The 19,545-nt window shown below is 42.8% G+C and carries 16 protein-coding genes; 9 read left to right on the top strand and 7 right to left on the bottom strand.

Translation table 11 applies throughout. The features are described 5' to 3' along the window. Positions 1-144: 144 nt before the first annotated feature. The 3 genes from BM043_RS06740 to BM043_RS06730 form a co-directional block, all read right to left on the bottom strand. A complete protein-coding gene (locus tag BM043_RS06740; protein ID WP_092790086.1) occupies positions 145-486 on the bottom strand; it encodes a HigA family addiction module antitoxin in 342 nt (113 codons plus the stop codon). After that, complete coding sequence (locus tag BM043_RS06735; RefSeq protein WP_177188431.1) at positions 479-736, bottom strand: type II toxin-antitoxin system RelE/ParE family toxin; 258 nt, start codon at positions 734-736, stop codon at positions 479-481. The genes BM043_RS06740 and BM043_RS06735 overlap by 8 nt, the downstream gene beginning before the upstream one ends. 269 nt (positions 737-1,005) lie before the next feature. Continuing rightward, on the bottom strand, positions 1,006-1,830 hold the full coding sequence (locus tag BM043_RS06730; RefSeq protein WP_092790082.1) for a hypothetical protein: 825 nt from the start codon (positions 1,828-1,830) through the stop codon (positions 1,006-1,008). Between the two features lie 285 nt (positions 1,831-2,115). Here BM043_RS06730 and BM043_RS06725 point away from each other — a divergent pair, with 285 nt between their 5' ends. The 5 genes from BM043_RS06725 to BM043_RS19475 all read left to right on the top strand — a co-directional run bounded on the left by BM043_RS06725 (position 2,116) and on the right by BM043_RS19475 (position 6,227). After that, entirely contained in the window at positions 2,116-3,879 is a 1,764-nt protein-coding gene (locus tag BM043_RS06725) for a MutS-related protein (RefSeq protein ID WP_092790080.1), read from the top strand. A 313-nt stretch (positions 3,880-4,192) separates the two neighbouring features. Beyond that, positions 4,193-4,339 (top strand): lmo0937 family membrane protein, encoded by a 147-nt coding sequence (locus tag BM043_RS19330; protein ID WP_143189487.1) that lies wholly within the window; start codon positions 4,193-4,195, stop codon positions 4,337-4,339. Between the two features lie 70 nt (positions 4,340-4,409). Continuing rightward, positions 4,410-5,546 carry a 5-(carboxyamino)imidazole ribonucleotide synthase gene (locus BM043_RS06720; protein ID WP_092790078.1) on the top strand — a complete coding sequence of 379 codons (1,137 nt, stop codon included), beginning with the start codon at positions 4,410-4,412 and terminating at the stop codon, positions 5,544-5,546. Next, positions 5,543-6,067 carry a 5-(carboxyamino)imidazole ribonucleotide mutase gene (gene purE / locus BM043_RS06715; RefSeq protein ID WP_092790076.1) on the top strand — a complete coding sequence of 175 codons (525 nt, stop codon included), beginning with the start codon at positions 5,543-5,545 and terminating at the stop codon, positions 6,065-6,067. Before BM043_RS06720 ends, purE begins: the two co-directional genes overlap by 4 nt. A gap of 7 nt (positions 6,068-6,074) precedes the next feature. Continuing rightward, positions 6,075-6,227: a hypothetical protein gene (locus BM043_RS19475; RefSeq protein ID WP_177188430.1), complete on the top strand. Its 153-nt coding sequence runs from the start codon at positions 6,075-6,077 to the stop codon at positions 6,225-6,227. Here BM043_RS19475 and BM043_RS06710 read toward each other — a convergent pair. Both BM043_RS06710 and BM043_RS06705 read right to left on the bottom strand, forming a co-directional pair. Then, entirely contained in the window at positions 6,217-6,678 is a 462-nt protein-coding gene (locus tag BM043_RS06710) for a hypothetical protein (protein WP_092790074.1), read from the bottom strand. The two genes, BM043_RS19475 and BM043_RS06710, sit on opposite strands and share 11 nt — an antisense overlap. A 22-nt stretch (positions 6,679-6,700) precedes the next feature. Continuing rightward, positions 6,701-7,048 (bottom strand): DUF3127 domain-containing protein, encoded by a 348-nt coding sequence (locus tag BM043_RS06705; RefSeq protein WP_092790072.1) that lies wholly within the window; start codon positions 7,046-7,048, stop codon positions 6,701-6,703. 336 nt (positions 7,049-7,384) lie between these two features. Here BM043_RS06705 and BM043_RS06700 point away from each other — a divergent pair, with 336 nt between their 5' ends. Next, on the top strand, positions 7,385-7,987 hold the full coding sequence (locus BM043_RS06700) for an RNA polymerase sigma factor (protein WP_092790070.1): 603 nt from the start codon (positions 7,385-7,387) through the stop codon (positions 7,985-7,987). Continuing rightward, complete coding sequence (locus BM043_RS06695) at positions 7,962-8,195, top strand: hypothetical protein (protein WP_092790068.1); 234 nt, start codon at positions 7,962-7,964, stop codon at positions 8,193-8,195. Before BM043_RS06700 ends, BM043_RS06695 begins: the two co-directional genes overlap by 26 nt. Positions 8,196-8,227: 32 nt before the next feature. On the opposite strand, the gene BM043_RS06690 is transcribed toward BM043_RS06695, so the two are convergent. Continuing rightward, on the bottom strand, positions 8,228-9,100 hold the full coding sequence (locus BM043_RS06690) for an alpha/beta hydrolase (protein ID WP_092790066.1): 873 nt from the start codon (positions 9,098-9,100) through the stop codon (positions 8,228-8,230). A 1-nt stretch (position 9,101) separates the two neighbouring features. After that, positions 9,102-10,535, bottom strand: coding sequence for an aldehyde dehydrogenase family protein (locus BM043_RS06685; protein ID WP_092790064.1), 1,434 nt, complete (start codon positions 10,533-10,535; stop codon positions 9,102-9,104). 440 nt (positions 10,536-10,975) lie between these two features. On the opposite strand from BM043_RS06685, the gene BM043_RS06675 reads away from it, so the two are divergent. Both BM043_RS06675 and BM043_RS06670 read left to right on the top strand, forming a co-directional pair. After that, complete coding sequence (locus BM043_RS06675; RefSeq protein ID WP_092790060.1) at positions 10,976-18,556, top strand: DUF7507 domain-containing protein; 7,581 nt, start codon at positions 10,976-10,978, stop codon at positions 18,554-18,556. 12 nt (positions 18,557-18,568) lie between these two features. After that, positions 18,569-19,543, top strand: coding sequence for a PorP/SprF family type IX secretion system membrane protein (locus BM043_RS06670; protein ID WP_092790058.1), 975 nt, complete (start codon positions 18,569-18,571; stop codon positions 19,541-19,543). Positions 19,544-19,545: the final 2 nt, after the last annotated feature.

Raw genomic sequence — 19,545 nt, 5'->3', positions numbered from 1 at the left:
ATTTGATTTAGGATCAGGATTAATTTCCAGATCGTATACCTTCCCTGTTCCTTTCTGAGAATTGCTGCTTTTCGGGCATTTTTAAAAAGAAAGAGCCAGAGAATGTAGTGTCATCATTTAACCATTCGAAAAAAGGCATAACTCTCAGGTCGAGGCCAGTAGCTCTTTTGCTTTCTGGGAAATATTGGCCTTTTGTATTGCTTTTTTGTTCTTGATTCTGATTTTGTCAATCTCATAGGCCATTTGATATTTCATCCAGAACTCTGCCTTAATCTCTAGTGCTTGTTCCAATCTAACTGCCAGTTCAGGAGTCAGATTGCGCCTGCCATTGATAATCTCAGACATCACATTTTTGGCAATGCCCAAAATCTTAGCCAAATCGATTTGTTTCATATTCCTTGCATGCAGCTCCTCTTTCAGAAGCTCTCCCGGATGCATTACTGATCCTGGAACCAAGTCACTTGCTACTATTCTTTTGTTACTCATAATGCTTCGATATTTCGATAATTTCTATTTCTATCAATTCGTCCTCCACTTCAATGATGATAAGCCGAAACTGTTTGTTTAACCGTATGGAAAACTGGCCTTTTCTATTTCCAGATAGAGCCTCGAAGTTCAGAGACCTGATTTGATAGAGGTCTTTTAGTTTTTCGATCAAAGTCAAAATCCTAACCTTCGCTTGGTACTGCTTGATCACCTCCCTTGAGAATTTCTGTTTTCCTCTGAGTTCGCTCAAGGAAGTAACATATAACCGTTCCAATTCTTATGTCTTAAAGGCTACCTCCATTCTAAACTCTAAGACATGAAAATAAGTTTACTAAAGAAGTAAACATTTAAGTCGCAGTATTAATACTCCTTTGGGAATCTTCTACATGTGTTATCTCGAAGCTTTACAAACTAGCAACCAATTAAAATTCGATTCGTATTGCTAATAGAAAAAACCTCTTCGATTCTTCTATTAACAAAAAACGGCTAATCGTTTGATTAACCGTTATTTGGGAGTATTTAATCCACCGTGATTTCCTGGCTGCCTCCAGGATAGGTTAGTATGAGGGTACGGTCACAGTCCCCAGTACCAAAATCTGCGGAAACCGTACTATTTTCATAATTGAAAACCAAAACTCCAGCACTTGGGATCCAAACTCCTGACTCTACACAAGGTTGATTCACTTCCAAGGCCGTTTCTACCAGCGAAGTATAAGAAATCCCTGTCCGTGAAGTGCCAGAAGCAGTACCTGTGATGTTGATTTCATATCCTTCACTTCCTAGTCGTACTTCTCGGATCTGATCGGATTCATAAGTGGCAGAGCTTCCATCAGGCCAAGTGATCACACCGTTCTCGACCGTGACGGCTAAGTTAATCTGATTATTAGCCAGATCGACTCCGCTATTGACGATGGATCGAGTACCTTCGATTTGGAGTCCATCTACTTCATAGCCCTCAAAGGTGGTCAGGACAGTAGCACCGGGAAACAGGAAGTTTCCGCTGTATTCCAAGGTTACGACACCTTTTCGTTCGATTCCTTCGGAATTGATGCAGCTTTCTCCAAAGTCAATAACAATCCGGCGATTTTCTTGGTCTATGGTGATGTCCACTCCCTCACAGATTTCATCCAACTGTGATTTGAAGATTCTGGCGCCCAGGCCATTTTCTTCCAAAACGGTAAGGGTGTAATTATCCAAATCCTCAAAGGTCCGGTTGATCTGAACATCATCGTCAATTACTGAAAGATCGGGCTCGGGGAGCTCATCAGTAGGGTCTGAACCACAGCTTGAAATAATTAAGGTAAAAAGACCCAATACGAAGAATAAATTGAAAGACTTTTTCATGATTTTTGAATTAAAAGTAGATTATTGATTTTTTGACTTGGCTTTCTTTGTTTTTGAATCGGATGCACAACCGATATTCTGGGTCAAATTACTACCCTCAGGAAATATACCCATTCCCGTTGACTGTGGAGTTTTCTCCCAAAAATCTTCGGATTTTACTTTAAAATTCTTTTTTTCTTTTGCCATCTCTCTGTAAATCTATGATTTAAAGGAGCTTGTTCGTTGAGTAAATTTAAGGGAATTACCCGAAATTCCCATTCATCTTTTCAATCTGTATATTTGAGGATGAATAAATTCAATTTTTCGGAGGAAGACCTTCAAAATCAGATTTCTACGCTTAAACGTCAAGCAGGGTTATTTTCTTTGATTCGTTTAGTGCTTTTTTTAGGGTTGATCGCCACTCTGGTTTTGTTTTTTTCGCATTCCGGATGGTGGATTTTTCTCCTTATAGGTTTTGGAGCTGGCTTCGTTTGGTCCGTTCGTCAATTTAACTTTATCAAGGATCAAGAATCCATCAATCTTGCGCTTCAGCAGATGAAAGTTGAATCTATCTGGCGAAAAGACCGCCAACTTGATCAGCTGGATGAAGGAAAAGATTTCCGGGGAAAAAACCATCCATTTGCCAATGATCTGGATCTGTTTGGAGAGCATTCCCTTTTTCAATTGCTGAATCACTGCAGCTCCAAAAAGGGGAAGGAGATTCTGGCAGAAGCCATGAAGGCATCCTTAAATATCCCTGAAAAAGCTGAACTCAGAGATGCTGTTGATGAGTTGGCAAATAAGCCCTTATTCTTAAAAAGCATGGAGGCGGTTGGGAAGGCATTTTTTGACCCAGAGCAGGAGAAAACAGCATGGACTGAATGGCTCAAAGAGAAAGAAAACCCCAAACCCTATTTGCAGATTTTGGGCTGGATCGGATTGATCGGGGGAGTATCCATTTTGGTCTTGGTCTATTTGGGCTTAATTCCAACTGCCATTCTCGGCCTATGGGTTTTGGTTGGTTTATTCTTTCTGGGGATGGTATTCAAATCTCTCAAAACAGCGGCGGAAAAAATCCCCAATCGACAAACGCTGAAGACTTTTGTGCAATGGGTACAATTAATAGAAAGAGAGACTTTTCAATCTCCCTTCTTGCAAAAAGAGCAATCCGTATTTAAGCAGGAATCCAGCATGGCCTCGGAGCATTTGGTCGGATTGGATCGATTGGGATTATGGATCCAAAACCGGCTGAACTTGCTTTATCTACCGGTAAATTTGATCTTTTGGACGGATCTTTTGCTCTATGTTCGCTGGGTAAAGTGGAAAAATGGGTATGGAAAATTTCTTGCTGCCTATCCGGAGAAATTGGCTTATTGGGAAGTATTGATTTCCCTTGGACTTTTCCAACATGAATTGGGAGCGAATGGAAAGGTGGACCATTCTGATCAGCATATTTTTGAGGCCAAAGAATTGACTCACCCATTGCTAATACCCAGTCAGGCAGTTTCCAATTCGTTTGAATTGGGAAATCCTGCCAAGGTTGTCTTGCTGACCGGGGCAAATATGAGTGGAAAAACGACTTTTATGAGGACGTTGGGGATCAACTTGGTTTTGGTAAACTTGGGGTTGCGTCCATTCGGGGAATATGTGAGGGTAGGAAAATTTGATCTCTACACCAGTATGCGAAATGCTGATAATTTGGGGGAAAGTGTCAGTTCCTTTTATGCCGAACTCAGCCGGATTAAAACCTTGATCGAACGGCTTGAAAGCGGAAACCCGATTTTTTTCTTATTGGATGAAATCTTAAAAGGAACCAATACCGAAGACAGGATTGCGGGCAGTGAGGCCTTGATTGCACAGCTTTTAAAAACGCATGGCCTGGGAATCATCAGTACTCACGATATTGAGCTGGCTAATTTGGAAAACCGAATAGAAGGAATACAAAACTTCAGTTTTCATTCGGCAGTTTTTGATGATAAAATTGACTTTGATTATAAAATCAAAGAAGGTGCTTGTCCCAGCTTTAATGCGCACAAGTTAATGGAGCTCATGGGGATTAAATTTAGATGAAATCGAGCATGATGTGGCCATCACACACTGGTACGTCCCGATCTATCGGGGCAACCATGCGACCTGCCTGCCATAGGCAGTGATTCCATAGCCTGCCCCGGCTTTTCGGGGTGACCTTTGAAAATCAATAATAAACACATGAAATCGAGCATGACGCGAGCGACACACAGAGGGATGCCCCGATGGGTCGGGGAATCAATGCGAAGATTCCATCTGACCACTGAAAACCAAATTATAAACAGATGAAATTTAAGTTTCGCCTGATTATTGTTATATTATATAGAATTTTGTTTCACTAAAACCATATTTTATTATGAACTCACTATTGTATTTAATTGCGGTCATCTTAGTTATCGGATGGATCTTGGGGTTTTTTGTGTATAGTGCTGGGGGTTTGATCCATATCTTATTAGTAATTGCAGTTGTTGCGCTTTTGCTAAAATTCATAAGGAGGGCATAGCTTATAGTTTGAGCTAGCTAAACAAAACAATCTGCGGGATTATCCTGCAGATTGTTTTATTTTTGGGGCAATGGAAGAGTCGAAATCAAAAATTTTAGGAGTATTAGGTGGAGGCCAACTAGGCCGAATGCTGATTCAGTCAGCGATTAATTACAATCAGGATATTCACATCTTAGATCCGGATCCACAGGCACCTTGCCGGGATATTTCACAGCGTTTTGTGTGTGGGTCTTTGAAAGATTTTGATACCGTATATAATTTTGGGAAAGGCTGCGATGTCATCACTGTGGAGATCGAAAGCGTCAATACAGAGGCTCTTGAAAAGCTACAAGCTGAAGGAAAGTCTGTTTTTCCCCAGCCACATATTCTTCGATTGATCCAAGATAAACGCGAACAGAAAAAGTTTTACCAGGAGTCTGGCATTCCGAATGCGGATTTTGTGTTGACCGAAAATAAAGCCGATGTCATTGCCAAAAAGGATTTTTTACCTGCGGTAAACAAATTGGGCAAAGACGGATACGATGGACGGGGAGTTCAGGTCATTCGTACGGAAGCAGATTTAGAATATGCATTTGATGCGCCGGGATTATTGGAAAAGCTGATTGATTTTGATCGGGAAATCGCCGTTATCGTGGCCAGAAATTCAAATGGTGACCTGAGCGTATATCCATCCGTGGAATGTGCCTTTCATCCCACGGCCAATTTGGTGGAGTTTCTTTTTGCCCCGGCAGAAATCAGTTCTGAAATCGAAAAGGAAGCACAAGAAATCGCAAAATCGGTAATTCTCAAACTTGATATGGTGGGTATTTTGGCTGTGGAGATGTTTGTGACCAAAGAGGGAAAAGTCCTCGTCAATGAAATCGCTCCAAGACCTCACAACAGCGGGCATCATACGATCGAAGCTAATTTCACTTCCCAGTTTGAACAGCATTTGCGGGCTGTGATGAACTGGCCTTTGGGAGATACAGCCTTGCGCTGTCCTGCAGCCATGATCAATTTACTGGGAGAAGAAGGCTATACCGGGGAGGCGATAGTCGAAGGCAGAGAAGAAGCCATGACCGAAAATGGTGTCTACATTCATCTCTATGGCAAAAAAATCACCAAACCCTTTCGTAAAATGGGGCATGTGACCATTTTGGATGAAGAAATAGAAAATTTAAAGCGCCGAGCGAATCGAATCAAAGACCTTATAAAAATCAAATCATGAGTCAGATAGCACAGGTAGGAATCATCATGGGAAGCCAGTCAGATCTTCCGGTTATGGCAGAGGCTGCCGAAATCTTGGAGGAGTTGGGTGTAGGGTTTGAATTGACGGTAGTTTCGGCCCATCGGACTCCCGATCGCATGGTGGACTACGCTCGGTCAGCCCGAGAGCGGGGACTCAGGGTAATTATAGCCGGAGCAGGCGGTGCTGCCCACCTTCCTGGAATGGTTGCTTCGATGACCAGTTTGCCGGTCATTGGTGTGCCGGTCAAGAGTTCGAATTCGATTGACGGTTGGGATAGTATCTTATCTATCCTTCAGATGCCAGGCGGAATTCCGGTGGCAACAGTAGCTCTGAACGGAGCGAAAAATGCAGGAATTTTGGCCGCTTCTATGGTTGGAGCATTTGACTTGGAGGTTGGAAAAAAGCTGGATCAATATAAGGAGTCACTTCGCAAGAAGGTGGAGAGTTCTGCCGATGAACTTTCAAAGGTAGGCTGGAAAGCGGCACTTACTAAAAAATAAGAAACCCATGAACTGGAAAAAGCCCATCCGATTCAAAATCAGTGGTGTTCCCTGGGAAATTCCCTTGAACGTGCTCCTGCTCTTAATTTTTTTGACGATTCTCCTGATGTCCGCCGGGGCGTATTTGGGTTTTCAATTTGGCAGTCCGCCTAATCCGTAAAAATTCCCCAGCCATCATTGTTTTTTTCGGCGGAGTCAAAGCCTTTGACCCATTCTACAAAAAGTAATCGATAATCTTCTATGGATACTCTGAGGAGTTGCAGATGCTCTTCGGCATGTGTTTCCTCCAGGGCAAGTTGATAGCTCATGGAAAAGAGGCTTTTGGCATGAATCTTTATCAGCACAGCCTTTTCCATTTTGATGACATAATCAGGAATACTCTCCGCGGCGACGAATTTGGAACTTAAGGAGACGGCATCCTCCAGCATCATGGAGCCGTAAAGTTCTCGTCGGGCTTCATCCAGGCTGCCCACGAGCGCCTTGGTAAGCCCGACGATATCTTTGGCCTTTTTCATCAGGGGATGCTTGTAGATCTTGTCCTGCTCCTTCTCAAAATTAAAATCTCCCTCCTCATCAAAGTCGGGGTCTTCATCATCAAAATCATCCCACATCTCAAAAAGGTTTTTGGTCTAGTTAAAAAGGTAATTGATCTTCTTCGCTGTCTGCATGAAAGGTATCTACTTCAGGTGCTGATGCGGTTCCAGTTGATCCACCGTTGCTTCGGTCCGCCCGATAGGCTTTGACCTCGGTGTACCATCGTCCATTGTATTCTCGGCTCTCTACATCCACGCTGAGATTGACCTGCTCACCGACCTGTAGTCCAAACTGGTCGATCTTGTCACCCCATAGAGCTACACAGACTTTTTTGGGATATTGTCCGGGAGTTTCTAGGATAAACTCCTGCTTTCTCCAAGCATTTCCGTTTTTTGAATTTCCACCTACTTCGGGCAGTTTTTGAATTACTTTTCCGCTCAATTCCATTTTTATTTCACTGATTAATTTGAATAACGAAGGTAAGCAATGAAGAGCTAAATCCCCGAATGGAAATCCCAAATGCTTCCATACTGGGGGAATAATTATAAATGTTTTTGCAAATTCAAAGCAAGAAATTTAGGCTTCAGCGATTTTTCGTTGGTCTTGCCATGATTTTCCAAATTTTATTTTAATTCTGGGTCATATTAATTTTTCTATGAAAAAATGCGCTGAGTTTCTTTGCTTCAATTCATTCAAAATGATAATTTTAAAATTGTTTCATATCTCTCACACTAAAAAAATACTATGGCTTAGACTTTTACGTTGTTCATAAACCAAATCTAAATGAGTAAGCGAATAGGTCCCGAGGACGGCGAGTTGATAGCTCAGTATAGGAACGGCAGTGAAGCTGCCTTCGATCTTTTGGTAGATCGGTATAAGTCTAAAGTATATACCACCATCTTTCTGATTGTGAAAGAGCAAAGTCTTGCAGAAGACCTTTTGCAGGATGTATTTGTCAAGGTAGTTCATACGCTGAACTCAGACAAATACAATGAGGAGGGGAAATTCAAACCTTGGCTGATGCGGATCGCGCACAATTTGGCGATCGATCATTTCAGAAAAGCAAGAAGGTATCCCACCATCATGATGGAAGATGGATCGAGTATCTTCAATTCCCTCCAGTTTGCCGATGAAAATGTCGAGGACAAGCAGGTGAGAGAAGAGGGTATCGAACTGGTAAAAAGATTGATCGAGGAGCTTCCCGAAGCTCAAAAGCAGGTGCTCATTATGAGGCACTATATGGATATGAGTTTTCAGGAAATCGCCGATCAGACCGGCGTGAGTATCAATACCGCCCTAGGCAGGATGCGATACGCGCTGATACATTTAAGAAAGAAAATGAAACAATTAAACTTTGCCTATGATAAAACCATTTACCCCAAATGACCTGGTAAGATATATTTATCAGGAAATGCCGGAGGTAGAACAAGAACTCTTAATGCAGGCCTTGCATAGTGATCAAAATCTGATGCAAGAATATTTGGATATGCTGAGCGCGATAGAGTCACTGGATCAAATCCAGCTTCAACCCTCGGAAAAAGTAGTAAAGGCGATAAAGTATAAAGCCAAATCTACGGGACTACAAAAAGTCTGATAAATTCGGTACCCCGCAAAAGCGGGGTTTTTTTATGGGTTTTCCCGAATAAACTGAGCCGCTTCTTCTATCAGATTCACATAAGTATCCGGGTCGAAACCATGTCCTTGGCCCGGGACCGTGATAAATCGATGGGCAACATCGAATTGGATCAGCTTTTCTTCCAGTTCTTCACTTTGAGAAATCGGTACGACGTTATCGACAGTTCCATGGAAGAAGATGGTAGGGATGGTGTTTTCATCCACATAAGAAACCGGACTGGAGCTTTGATACAGCTCGGGGTTGGTTTCGGGAGTTCCCTCAAGGATCTCTCGTAATCCGGACTCGGTCAGAAAGTTGAAATCGTAAAGTGTGGACAAGTTAGTCGGTGGAAAAAAGGCGATGATCCCTTGAATATTTCCGATCGGCTGATGCTTGTAGCCATGGAGCAAGGCCAGGTGTCCACCCGCACTACCTCCTGCGAGGATAACCTGATCGGAGATATTCCACTCATCCAATTCGCTTAGGATCTGCTCTATGGCGAGTATCACATCATTCTCCTGAGTGGGAAATGAGTTGGCTTCCGTATTGAAGTCATACAGCCGATAATTGATAGCGACGAATGCATAGTCTGGAAAAGACTGTTCCATCCAGGGTTTAAATTGAAGAAATTCATCTTTGCTGCCGTCGATCCAAGCTCCCCCATGAATGTATATAAGGAGTGGGGTGTTTTCCCTCGTTCTCCCTTCAGGCAAATAAACATCAAAGGATTGTCGCGGGTCTTGCCCATAGGTTTGATCGAAAAGTTCCAATGCGGGAAGGGGTGCATTGGGATCTATTTCCTCTCCTCTATTACAGGAAAAAAGAAAAAGAAGGGTAAAAACGTAAACAGGCAAAAGGTAGAAAAATCTATTTGTTGACTTCATATCAGAACCATTTGATTAAGGAGTTGATGATTTGTTTTGTTTTGATCCCATAGGGTGGCCTCAATAGCGTTACGTTATTAAGGCCTACGCGTTGTTTGAGCACTCCTTTTTCATTACTAAAAGCCAAAAAACCGTGATATCCGTGGGATTTTCCGATACCACTGTTGTTTACTCCTCCAAACGGGAATTCATGATGAAGAAATTGCAGGACACAGTCGTTGATGACGGCATTTCCAGAGCTACAGCTCAGGAGTATTTTCTCCCGCTCGCTTTTTTCCTGATCAAATATATAAAGTGACAGAGGTTTGGGTTTTCCATTCACATAGTCGATTGCCTCTTGAATATCATCAAAAGTCAAAATCGGCAGTAGCGGACCAAAAATCTCCTCCTGACTGATCGACATGGACTCATTTATATTGGAAAGTAGGGTAGGCTCTATGTAGCGGTGATGCTGATTAACGGTACCACCAAACTCCAACTGAGCTCCTTTCTCGATCGCGTCATCCAAGTATCCGGCCAGGCGCTGAAAATGCCTGTCATTGATGATTCGTCCATAATCAGGGGACTGTTCTATTCCTTTGTACTGCGGGTCATAGTATTGTTGGATGGCTAGCCTTAATTCAGAGAGCAAGAGCTTATGCTGTGATTGATGAATTAGGATATAGTCAGGAGCTACGCAGGTTTGCCCGCAGTTGATTAATTTTCCCCATATGATTTTTTGCGCAGCGTCTTGGATATCTGCTGAGGAAGTGATGATGGCTGGGGATTTTCCTCCCAATTCGAGAGTAACTGAACTGAGGTGTTTAGCGGCCTGCTTCATCACGAGTTTGCCAATCTGCGGACTCCCGGTAAAGAATACATGATCAAAAGGTAAAGCGAGCAAGCCCTCGGCCACTTTGGCATCGCCTAAAATTACGGAGACCTCTTCTGAGTCAAAACAAGTATTAATCATCTCCTCTATTAATAAGGAGGTGGCTGGAGTCATTTCCGAGGGTTTTAGCATGACAGGACATCCTGCTGCCAGGGCAGAAATTAAGGGACCAATGGCTAAGCTGAATGGATAATTCCAGGGAGCAATGATTAAAGCCCTACCTTTGGGTTCGTACTGAATCCAGGCACTGGTCCCAGTCATGGAGAGGGGAGTTTTGATTTTTTTTGATTTCATCCATGCCTTGAGATTTTTGAGGGCATGATTGATTTCCGAGGTCACAGGAAAAATCTCACTGAGATCAGTTTCGATAGATGGTTTGTTAAAATCGTCGGTGAGCGCTTTGCGAATAGCGTCTTGATTTGTTTTTACCCAGTCGCGGATTTTGACGATTCGATTTTTTCTTTCCTCGAGGGAGGAGTTTCTCCAGGCCAAGGCTGTTTGGTATTGATAATCAAAAATTTGGGAGAAATCAGATGAGTTTATTCGAGATTCAAAGATGTCCATAATGGGTGAAAGGAAAGAGAAACGACGAAATGTAAATTTAAAGTATGGAGTGCTACAGAAAATTTGATTTTTTTGATCTATATCAAATGACCTGACTTTAGACAGTAAAAGAGCTTAAAAGGGCCGTTTTGTTTATCATTATTGGGGTTTTCATTAAACAATAAGTACTTTTATAGGCATAAAAAATAATTTCATACCAAAAAAATTGCATTACGTAAAAATATTTTTCAAATAAAGTTTGGATATGAAAAACATAAAAGTGTATTTTTATGGCAAATATATGCTTGTGAGATGAGTAAAGGGAATCAAAAACCTTAAAAAACACAGGGCAGGTATTGGAGCTCAGATCAAAAGGCCAAAAGGAAAAAGGCCCAAAGAGCTGAAAATGAGAAAAGTAACGAAGAATTAACGAACTCGAAAAAATTTTAAATTCTATCAATATGGACAACTTATCCAATTGTCGGTTCATCCCTCCCACGAAAAGCAAAGGCTTTTCAGAGTGCCAAGGGATTTTTCAAAAAGTATTCCTGTTTTTATTCCTAGGAGTATTTCTATTCTCGGGAGATTTAATGGCTCAGGGAAATAGTGGAAATGGAGGGAATAATAGCGATGTCGGTACCACAGTTGATGGTATTGATGGCTTTACGGTAATAACCACTGCTACGCCTTTTGTGATAAATAGCCCTAACTGTCCGCAGAATAACGTATCTGTAGATTTTGTTCAATTTAGAAATGAGGAAGGCGGAGAGTTTGATGCACAATTTTTGGCAGATAATTACGAATTAGGTGACCTTGTACCTGGTACGATTTGGATACGAGTTCAGCGATCTGGTGGAGCTAACGCCTACAATCCTCATGTTCAATATGATGTTTTTTTAGATGGAGAAGAGACTGAAACTATTGCTACTTGCGTAAGAACAGTAGATTCAGATGGTCCTAACCCAAATACGATAAATCTTGAGGATGACACTTTTTATAAAGTGGCAAATTTTAGTTGGGAGTATGGAAAACTTTTTGAAATTAAAAATTTCTACATGATTTGGAATACTGGCAATGCTTCATCTTCTGATGTTTCATGTCCAGATGGATCTGGTAATTCCCAATGTTTTTTCGAGGCTGATGGATTTACTGTTAATACTCCTCTAGTTACCCAATTTGATTTTACTACAGATTGTTCATTAGAGGTTGATTTTATCAATGAAACTACTGGTGGTGATCCTGAATTGCCTTATACCTATTCTTGGGATTTTAATAATGATAATGATGAAGATTCTTCACTTGAGAATCCTTCCTTTGAATTTGAAGAAGCAGGAACCTATCCAGTTACCTTAACGGTAACCAATGATGGTGTTTCAATTTCTCAAACTCAAGATGTTACTGTTTATTATCCAATCACCTTTTCTTCCTCAAGAGAGGATATTGATTGTTCCGAGGGTACAGGGGGTAAAATTGAAATTACAGAGCTTAGTGGAGGATTTGGTGAGTATACGATTGAATGGACCTCGGATGATGAAAACTTTGTGTTTGATGATCCAGATGCATTAATTCAGTCAAATCTTCCTGTTGGAACATACACGGTTACCGTAACCGACGAAAGGGGCTGTACCAATAGTCAAGAATATAATATTACTCAACAAGGTCAAGCGCCAGTACCTACAGTGGAAGATGATACCGTTTGTCAGGCAGAGGGAAGTTTGGCTTATGACGTCACAGCTCTTGAAGGCTTTGAATTAGCATATTTTAGCACAGAGATTTCAGATACAGAAATTACTCCTGCTCCTACAGTAGATACTAGCGTACCTGGTGTTTACTCTGTTTGGGTAAGTCAGAGCAATGAGTTTGGTTGTGAGAGTGCTAGAGTGCAGGTGAGTATTACGGTAGAAAGAGCCCCTGTAGCTGGTACCGATGGAACACTTACAATATGTGAGGGAGAAACTCCATCAAACCAACAACTTTTTAATGCCTTGGAAGGAACGCCTGATGAAGGAGGATCCTGGACCAATAATGGAGACGACACCTATACTTATACAGTATCAGGTGAAGAGGTTTGTGCTGATGCTACTGCTACAGTTACGGTAACGTTTAATCCTATTACTGAAATTAGCACAGATCCAGTCGATGCGACTTATTGCATTGGTGATAGTGCCGATGATTTGAGTGTTTCTGCAACTGGAACTGGAACATTGACTTACCAGTGGTTTAGCAATGATTCAGACAGCAACACCGGAGGAGAAGCTATCCAAGGAGCAGATGAGTCTGAATATACTCCTGCAACGGATGTAGCTGGAACCTTCTATTACTATGTGGTGGTAGGAAGTGACTGTGGAGAGGATGTAGCTTCGGATGTATCGACTATCACTGTTAACCCAGCGACAGCTATCACGGAAAGCCCTGAGGATGCAACTTACTGTATCGATGATGCGGCAATAGATTTAAGTGTTTCTGCAACTGGAACTGGAACATTGACCTATCAGTGGTTTAGCAATGATACAGACAGCAACACCGGAGGAGAAGAAATCGAAGGAGCTGATGAGTCTACTTATACTCCTGCAACGGATGTAGCCGGAACCTTTTATTACTATGTGGTGGTAGGAAGTGATTGTGGAGAGGATGTAGCTTCAGGTGTATCAACTATCACTGTTAACCCAGCGACTGCAATCACGGAAAGCCCTGAGGATGCAACTTACTGTATCGATGACCCTGCAACCGATTTGAGTGTGAGCGCAACTGGAACTGGAAGTCTGACTTACCAGTGGTTTAGCAATGATACTGATAGCAATACCGGAGGAGAAGAAATCGAAGGAGCTGATGAATCTACTTACACTCCTGCAACGGATGTAGCTGGAACCTTCTATTACTATGCGGTTGTAACCGGGGATTGTGGTGATCCTGTAGCTTCAGGAGTTGCCACGATTTTGGTAGATGAAGTGGACGCCCCTATCTCAGGTGGCGATCAAATCGAATGTGCTGAAGAAGATATTCAGACTTTGACTGCCACTGCAGAAGTTGGAGACAATGAAACACTGGTGTGGTACATCACCGAAAATGGAGATGAAACCACCGATTCTCCTACCCTAAGTGAGGTCGGAACGGTAACTTATTATGCAGCAGCGGTAAATAATACAACCCAATGCGAAAGTCAGGAGCGAACTCCAGTGACTTTGACCATCAATGATTGTTCAATCGCTATGGTTAAGACTGTTGTCGCTGACCCATCCAATGAAGACAATTGCTTGGATACAGATGATAATCTGATTTACACCTTTACGGTAACCAATACTGGAAATGTAACGATCGATAATGTATCGATCGATGAAGAAACCTTCTCTGGAACGGGTACCCTAAGTGCAATTGCCTTTGTATCCAGTTCAGAAGATAGCCCAGAAGGCACCTTGCTTGAAGGTGAAACTGCCACTTACACCGCCACTTATACTATTACTGCTGAGGATACCCAAGCAGGATTGATTAGCAATCAGGCTGAGGTGACCGGCACAGTCGGTGATTATGGAAATGTATCTGACCTTTCAGGTGAGACCATAGAAGATGATGAAGTCACTCAAATCGAAATTTGTCAAGATCCATCTTTAGCTATTGATAAAAGAATTGACGTGAATGATAAAGAATTGAATGGAACGCTATCCTATATCATCACAGTAACCAATGATGGAAACGTCACCTTGACCAATATTTTGGTGGAAGATGAGCAGCTTGATTTTGAGTTCTTGATTCCATCTATCGCACCAGGAGAAGAAGTCATCTTCGATTCAAGCGAATTTGAGGAATTGACCATGACGATCACTTCTCAAATGATTGAAGCAGAATGTTTTCAAAATACCGCTACTGCAGTCACGGTTACTAGCGATCAGGTCCCACCAGCATTTATTATTGATGAAATTTCTGACACAGCTACGGCTTGCTTTAATCAAAACCCAGCCATTGCTATCCTAAAAGAAGCAGTAGAGCCTGCAGATTGTATCACTGAAGGTGATGAGATTACCTATCGATTCACTGTAACCAATGAAGGTAATGTCAGCCTTTCTAATGTAGAAGTGACTGACAATAAAGTGTCTGATGCCGCAATCACAGGACCACTTAGTGGTGATTCGGGTGAAGATGGAATCCTAGGTCTTGAAGAAACTTGGATTTATGAAATAACCTACACGGTCACTAGTGATGACATCGATAATGGTGAAGTTGCCAATATCGCAACCGTTACGGGAGGATTTGGTCAGTTTAACCTTTCTGAAGATTCCAATGAGGTGATTGTAGATGTCGATGAGACTACCGAAATCTCCACGCAGCCAGAAGGTGATATTTACTGTATCGGCGACGAAGCTACTGCTCTTGCAGTCATCGCTTCAGGAGAAGGAATCTTGACTTACCAGTGGTTTGTGAATGATGAGAATACGAAAGAAAATGCAGAAGCTATTGATGGAGCAGAGGGGTCAACTTTTGTACCGTCTACCACTTCAGCAGGTACGCTCTACTACTTTGTAGAAGTAACCGGAGAATGTGGGGTGGTCAGCAGTGATATAGCTACAGTAACCGTCGATTCCGTACCAACTCCAATAGCAGGAGCGCCACAAGTGGAATGTGAAGAAGATCCTATCCAAACTTTGACCGCCACTGCAACTGTGGATGGCGATTACGATATTGTTTGGTACGATGCTCCGGTGGGAGGTAATGTCGTCGATCCTACTTGGAATCAAGTAGGTACTGAGATCTTCTACGCAGAAGCAGTCAATGAGACTACAGGATGTGTAAGTGCTGAAAGAGCTGCAGTTAGCTTGACTATCAATGCTGCTCCAGAAGTACCAACCAATCCGATTGATGTGACGATCTGTGAAGGAGATGAAGAAAGCATCACGGCAACTGCCACAGTTCCTGATGGATTTAGCATCGTATGGTACACATCAGCTGAAGGTGATGAGACTACAGCTAACCCAAGCTTAAGCACGGTAGGTGATATCACTTACTATGCAGCAGCTGTTAATAATGAGACGGGTTGCGAAAGCTTAAGCAGAACTCCAGTAACCCTAGAAATACAGGAAGCTCCTGATGCTCCAACTAACCCGGTTGATGTAACCATCTGTGAAGGAGATGCAGAAAGTATTACGGCAACTGCCACAGTTCCTGATGGATTTAGCATCGTGTGGTACACTACTGCTGACGGAGATCAGACCACAGCTAACCCAAGCTTAAGTTCAGTAGGTGATGTGACTTACTATGCAGCGGCTGTCAATGATTTGACAGGTTGCGAGAGCTTAACCAGAACTCCGGTTGAGCTTGTGATCAACGAGGCGCCAGATGCTCCTACCAACCCAGTTGGAAATGTCATCTGCGAAGGTGATGCAGAAGTTATTACTGCCAGCGCCACAGTGCCTGATGGATTTAGCATCGTGTGGTACACGACTGCTGATGGAGATCAGACTACGGATAATCCAAGTCTAAGCTCAGTAGGGAATGTGACTTACTACGCGGCAGCTGTAAATGAGGCAACGGGTTGCGAAAGCTTAACCAGAACTCCAGTAGAGCTAGTAATCAACGAGGCTCCCGATGCTCCAATTACAGGAGGAGACGAAGTAGCCTGTTTCTTCGAAGAAGGACAGACCTTGACCGCAACAGCCCTTGTTGACGATGGTTTAGAAATCGTTTGGTACAATGCACCGGTTGGTGGAGAAGTAGTTAACCCAGTCTTGACTGGATTAGGTACTGCAACCTACTATGCTGAGGCTGTGAATCCTGAAACCAACTGTTCAAGCTTAAGCAGAACTGCGGTGACGTTGACCTTCAATTCTTGTGAAATTGCCATTGAGAAAACTGCTGATGTGTCTGTGGTTGAATCTGCTGGACAGATTATTAACTACACGCTAGTGGTAACCAATCCTGGTTCAGCTGATTTGACAGATGTTGAGGTAATTGATCCGTTGACTCAGTTTACTCAAACCATTCCAGTTCTTGGTGCGGGTGAGTCAGTAAATCTTGAAACTTCTTATGAAGTAACTCAAGCTGATATTGATGCGGGATTGATTACCAACACCGCCACGGTAACGGGCCAAGTTGACGGAAACGAACTGACTTCTGAGGATACCGAATTGGTTAATGCGATTCAAAATCCATCAATCAGTGTTGTGAAATCAGATAATGGCTCCGAAGTAACCGAAGCAGGTGAGGTAATTACCTACACCTTGACTGTAACCAACGATGGAAATGTGACCTTGAACAATGTAACAGTTGAGGATCCATTGACAGGATTAGATATAACTATCGGAACCTTGATTCCAAATGAATCAGAAGTTCTTGCGACAGATTATGAAGTGACCCAAGAGGATGTGGATGCTGGATTTGTCTTGAATACCGTCTTTGCGACTGGTGATAGTCCAACTGATGAAACACCAACCGATGAAGATGAGGTTGAGACACCAATTACACCTAATCCTAGTATTTTGATCACTAAAGACGCAGACAAAGAGTCTGTCTCTGAGGCTGGTGAAATCGTAACTTACACACTTACTGTAACCAACTCAGGAAATGTGACCTTGACAAATGTCACTGTCATGGATCCATTGACTGAACTTGAGGAGGTTATCGGAACGCTCTCTCCAGGTGAAACGGTAGAGTTGACCACCGAATATGTGGTGACGGTAGAGGACTTGAATGAAGGTGGAATTCTGAACGTGGCTATAGCGGAAGGTGAAGCTCCTGATGAGACTCCTGTTTCGGATGAAGCATCTGAAGAAGTCGAATCCCTTCAATTGCCAGAAATTCAGATCGTCAAGACAACTGACAAAACCGAAATCCAAGGAGTTGGAGATGTGGTAATCTACACCTTGACCATAACCAACACCGGTAATGTAACCTTGACTGATGTCACAGTTCTTGATCCGTTGACCGAACTTGAGGTGAACATCGGAGACCTTGCTCCAGGTCAGGTAGAAGTACTTGAAACGGAATACTCTGTTACTGCGGAAGACATGGAAAGTGATGGAATCGTCAACATTGCCAATGTTACAGCCACTACTCCAGACGAAACCGAAATCGGTGATGAGGACAGTGTGACGATCGGAATCGGTCCAAGAGAAATCATCGCAAATGATGATGACTTCGGAACCTACTTCGTGAGCTACGGAGGTCGATTGGGCAACATCCTAGAGAATGATCTCTTGGACGGACAGCGACCTGATCCAGATGACGTGGATTTCGAATTCACAGAATTGGATGGAATCATCGGTCTTTTGATTGATGATGACGGTGAACTGAGCTTGGTACCAGGAGTAAATGAAGCAAGAGAATACACTTTGGAATATATCCTAAGAGAGACTGTCTTCCCAGAAAATAGTGATGACGCCCTAGTGGTCTTTAGGTTGCAAAATGACAATGTCAACTTGAACATCACCAAGGAAGCAACTCAGGACATCATCTTCGAAGGCGATGAGTTTGAATACGAAATCGTAGTCAGCAACATCGGTGGATTTGATGCTAGAAATGTTGAGATCACAGATCAATTGCCTTCTGGAGTAGAATACATCAGTAATGAGGTGGTAGATAATCCAAGTAATGCAGAAGTATCCACTACGGTGACGGGAAGTACCATCACCTGGACGATCGGATTCTTCCCAGCGGATGCTACGATCACATTCAGAGTACGTGTCAAAGCAGGCGCTGCAGGATCCGTAACCAACACGGTCGTGGTAGGAGCCGAAGAAGAGGACACAGATGAATCTGACAATGAGGACTCTGACGTGAGTGAGATCAGACCATTTAGAATACCAAATGTGATCACACCAAACAATGACGGTGACAATGACACCTTTGAGGTTCAGGGACTCGGCAAGTTTGTGAGCAATACCATTACCATCTTTAACAGATTCGGTGATCATGTGCTCGAGCAAGATAACTACAACAACGACTGGGATGCCCCAGGTCAGGTAGCAGGTACTTACTTCTACGTCTTAGTGGCGGTAGATGAGTCAGGCAGAGAACATGAATTCAAGGGCTGGATCCAGGTAATTAAAGACTAATCAAGAAGCGTTATGAAAAATACTTTTAAAATCATCGGAATGACCCTACTGGTGGCCTTTATGGCCACCGGAGGGACTTTTGGACAGCAGCTCCCCCAGTTTAGCCAGTACATATTCAACGGATTGCACGTCAATCCGGGATATGCTGGATACAAGGGAGAGCCGTATATCCAATCGACCTATAGGAGTCAATGGGTAAACTTCCCAGGAGCACCTGAAACTTTCACATTGACCGCTGACCTCAGCGCCAATGAGGGAACCATGGGCTTCGGATTCTCCATTCTTTCGGATCAGTTGGGTCCGGCTAAGACCTCTGGAGGATCATTGACCTATGCTTATAGAATTCAAACAAGTGCTACCGGGTTCTTGGGACTTGGTGTCAGCGCAGGGGTAACCGAATACTCCATTGATGGCTCCATGCTAGATCCCAATGATTTTCCCGATTCGGAAATCCCAATGGGTAGAGTTAATTTATTTACCCCGAATTTGAACACGGGCTTGTTCTATCACAACAGCAAATTCTACGCAGGATTTAGTGTATACAATATGGTTGGTAGAAACGCCCTTGAAAGAGAGGACATTGCTTTGGCCTATCATGATTTCCACTACTACCTGACCATGGGAGCGCTGTTTGATTTGAGCACGATGGTGAAGTTTAAGCCTAGCTTCTTGATCAAAGAGGTAAAAGGGGCACCAACCAATTACGACATCAATGCGATGTTCCTGTTTGGTGAGCGAATCTGGGTCGGTGGCTCTTATCGATCAAATATGAAAATTTGGAATGATAACCTAGAGTCAAATCTTTCCAATAGAAATGCTGTGGCGGCTATTATTGAAATATTCGCCACGGATAGGTTGCGTTTGGGATATGCTTACGATCATAATACCAACGTACTAAGTGATTACAGAAACAACTCTCACGAGCTTTCTGTAGGCTTCTATATGACCCCAAGAAAAGCAGTTATGAAAAACCAAAGATGGTTCTGATT

This window comes from Algoriphagus hitonicola (assembly GCF_900113375.1).
In the GTDB taxonomy this organism is placed as follows: domain Bacteria; phylum Bacteroidota; class Bacteroidia; order Cytophagales; family Cyclobacteriaceae; genus Algoriphagus; species Algoriphagus hitonicola.
Note: the sequence above shows the minus strand (reverse complement) of the source record. Positions and strands in the feature narration are given on the sequence as shown.

Excerpts from the sequence above, each read along its gene's own strand:
- BM043_RS06685 (WP_092790064.1), bottom strand. The coding sequence starts at position 10,535 with ATGGACATCTTTGAATCTCGAATAAACTCATCTGATTTCTCCCAAATT.
- BM043_RS19475 (WP_177188430.1), top strand. The coding sequence starts at position 6,075 with ATGAACTGGAAAAAGCCCATCCGATTCAAAATCAGTGGTGTTCCCTGG.
- BM043_RS19330 (WP_143189487.1), top strand. The coding sequence starts at position 4,193 with ATGAACTCACTATTGTATTTAATTGCGGTCATCTTAGTTATCGGATGG.
- BM043_RS06700 (WP_092790070.1), top strand. The coding sequence starts at position 7,385 with ATGAGTAAGCGAATAGGTCCCGAGGACGGCGAGTTGATAGCTCAGTAT.
- BM043_RS06670 (WP_092790058.1), top strand. The coding sequence starts at position 18,569 with ATGAAAAATACTTTTAAAATCATCGGAATGACCCTACTGGTGGCCTTT.
- BM043_RS06740 (WP_092790086.1), bottom strand. The coding sequence starts at position 486 with ATGAGTAACAAAAGAATAGTAGCAAGTGACTTGGTTCCAGGATCAGTA.
- BM043_RS06725 (WP_092790080.1), top strand. The coding sequence starts at position 2,116 with ATGAATAAATTCAATTTTTCGGAGGAAGACCTTCAAAATCAGATTTCT.
- purE (WP_092790076.1), top strand. The coding sequence starts at position 5,543 with ATGAGTCAGATAGCACAGGTAGGAATCATCATGGGAAGCCAGTCAGAT.
- BM043_RS06690 (WP_092790066.1), bottom strand. The coding sequence starts at position 9,100 with ATGAAGTCAACAAATAGATTTTTCTACCTTTTGCCTGTTTACGTTTTT.
- BM043_RS06720 (WP_092790078.1), top strand. The coding sequence starts at position 4,410 with ATGGAAGAGTCGAAATCAAAAATTTTAGGAGTATTAGGTGGAGGCCAA.
- BM043_RS06710 (WP_092790074.1), bottom strand. The coding sequence starts at position 6,678 with ATGTGGGATGATTTTGATGATGAAGACCCCGACTTTGATGAGGAGGGA.
- BM043_RS06695 (WP_092790068.1), top strand. The coding sequence starts at position 7,962 with ATGATAAAACCATTTACCCCAAATGACCTGGTAAGATATATTTATCAG.
- BM043_RS06705 (WP_092790072.1), bottom strand. The coding sequence starts at position 7,048 with ATGGAATTGAGCGGAAAAGTAATTCAAAAACTGCCCGAAGTAGGTGGA.
- BM043_RS06730 (WP_092790082.1), bottom strand. The coding sequence starts at position 1,830 with ATGAAAAAGTCTTTCAATTTATTCTTCGTATTGGGTCTTTTTACCTTA.
- BM043_RS06675 (WP_092790060.1), top strand. The coding sequence starts at position 10,976 with ATGGACAACTTATCCAATTGTCGGTTCATCCCTCCCACGAAAAGCAAA.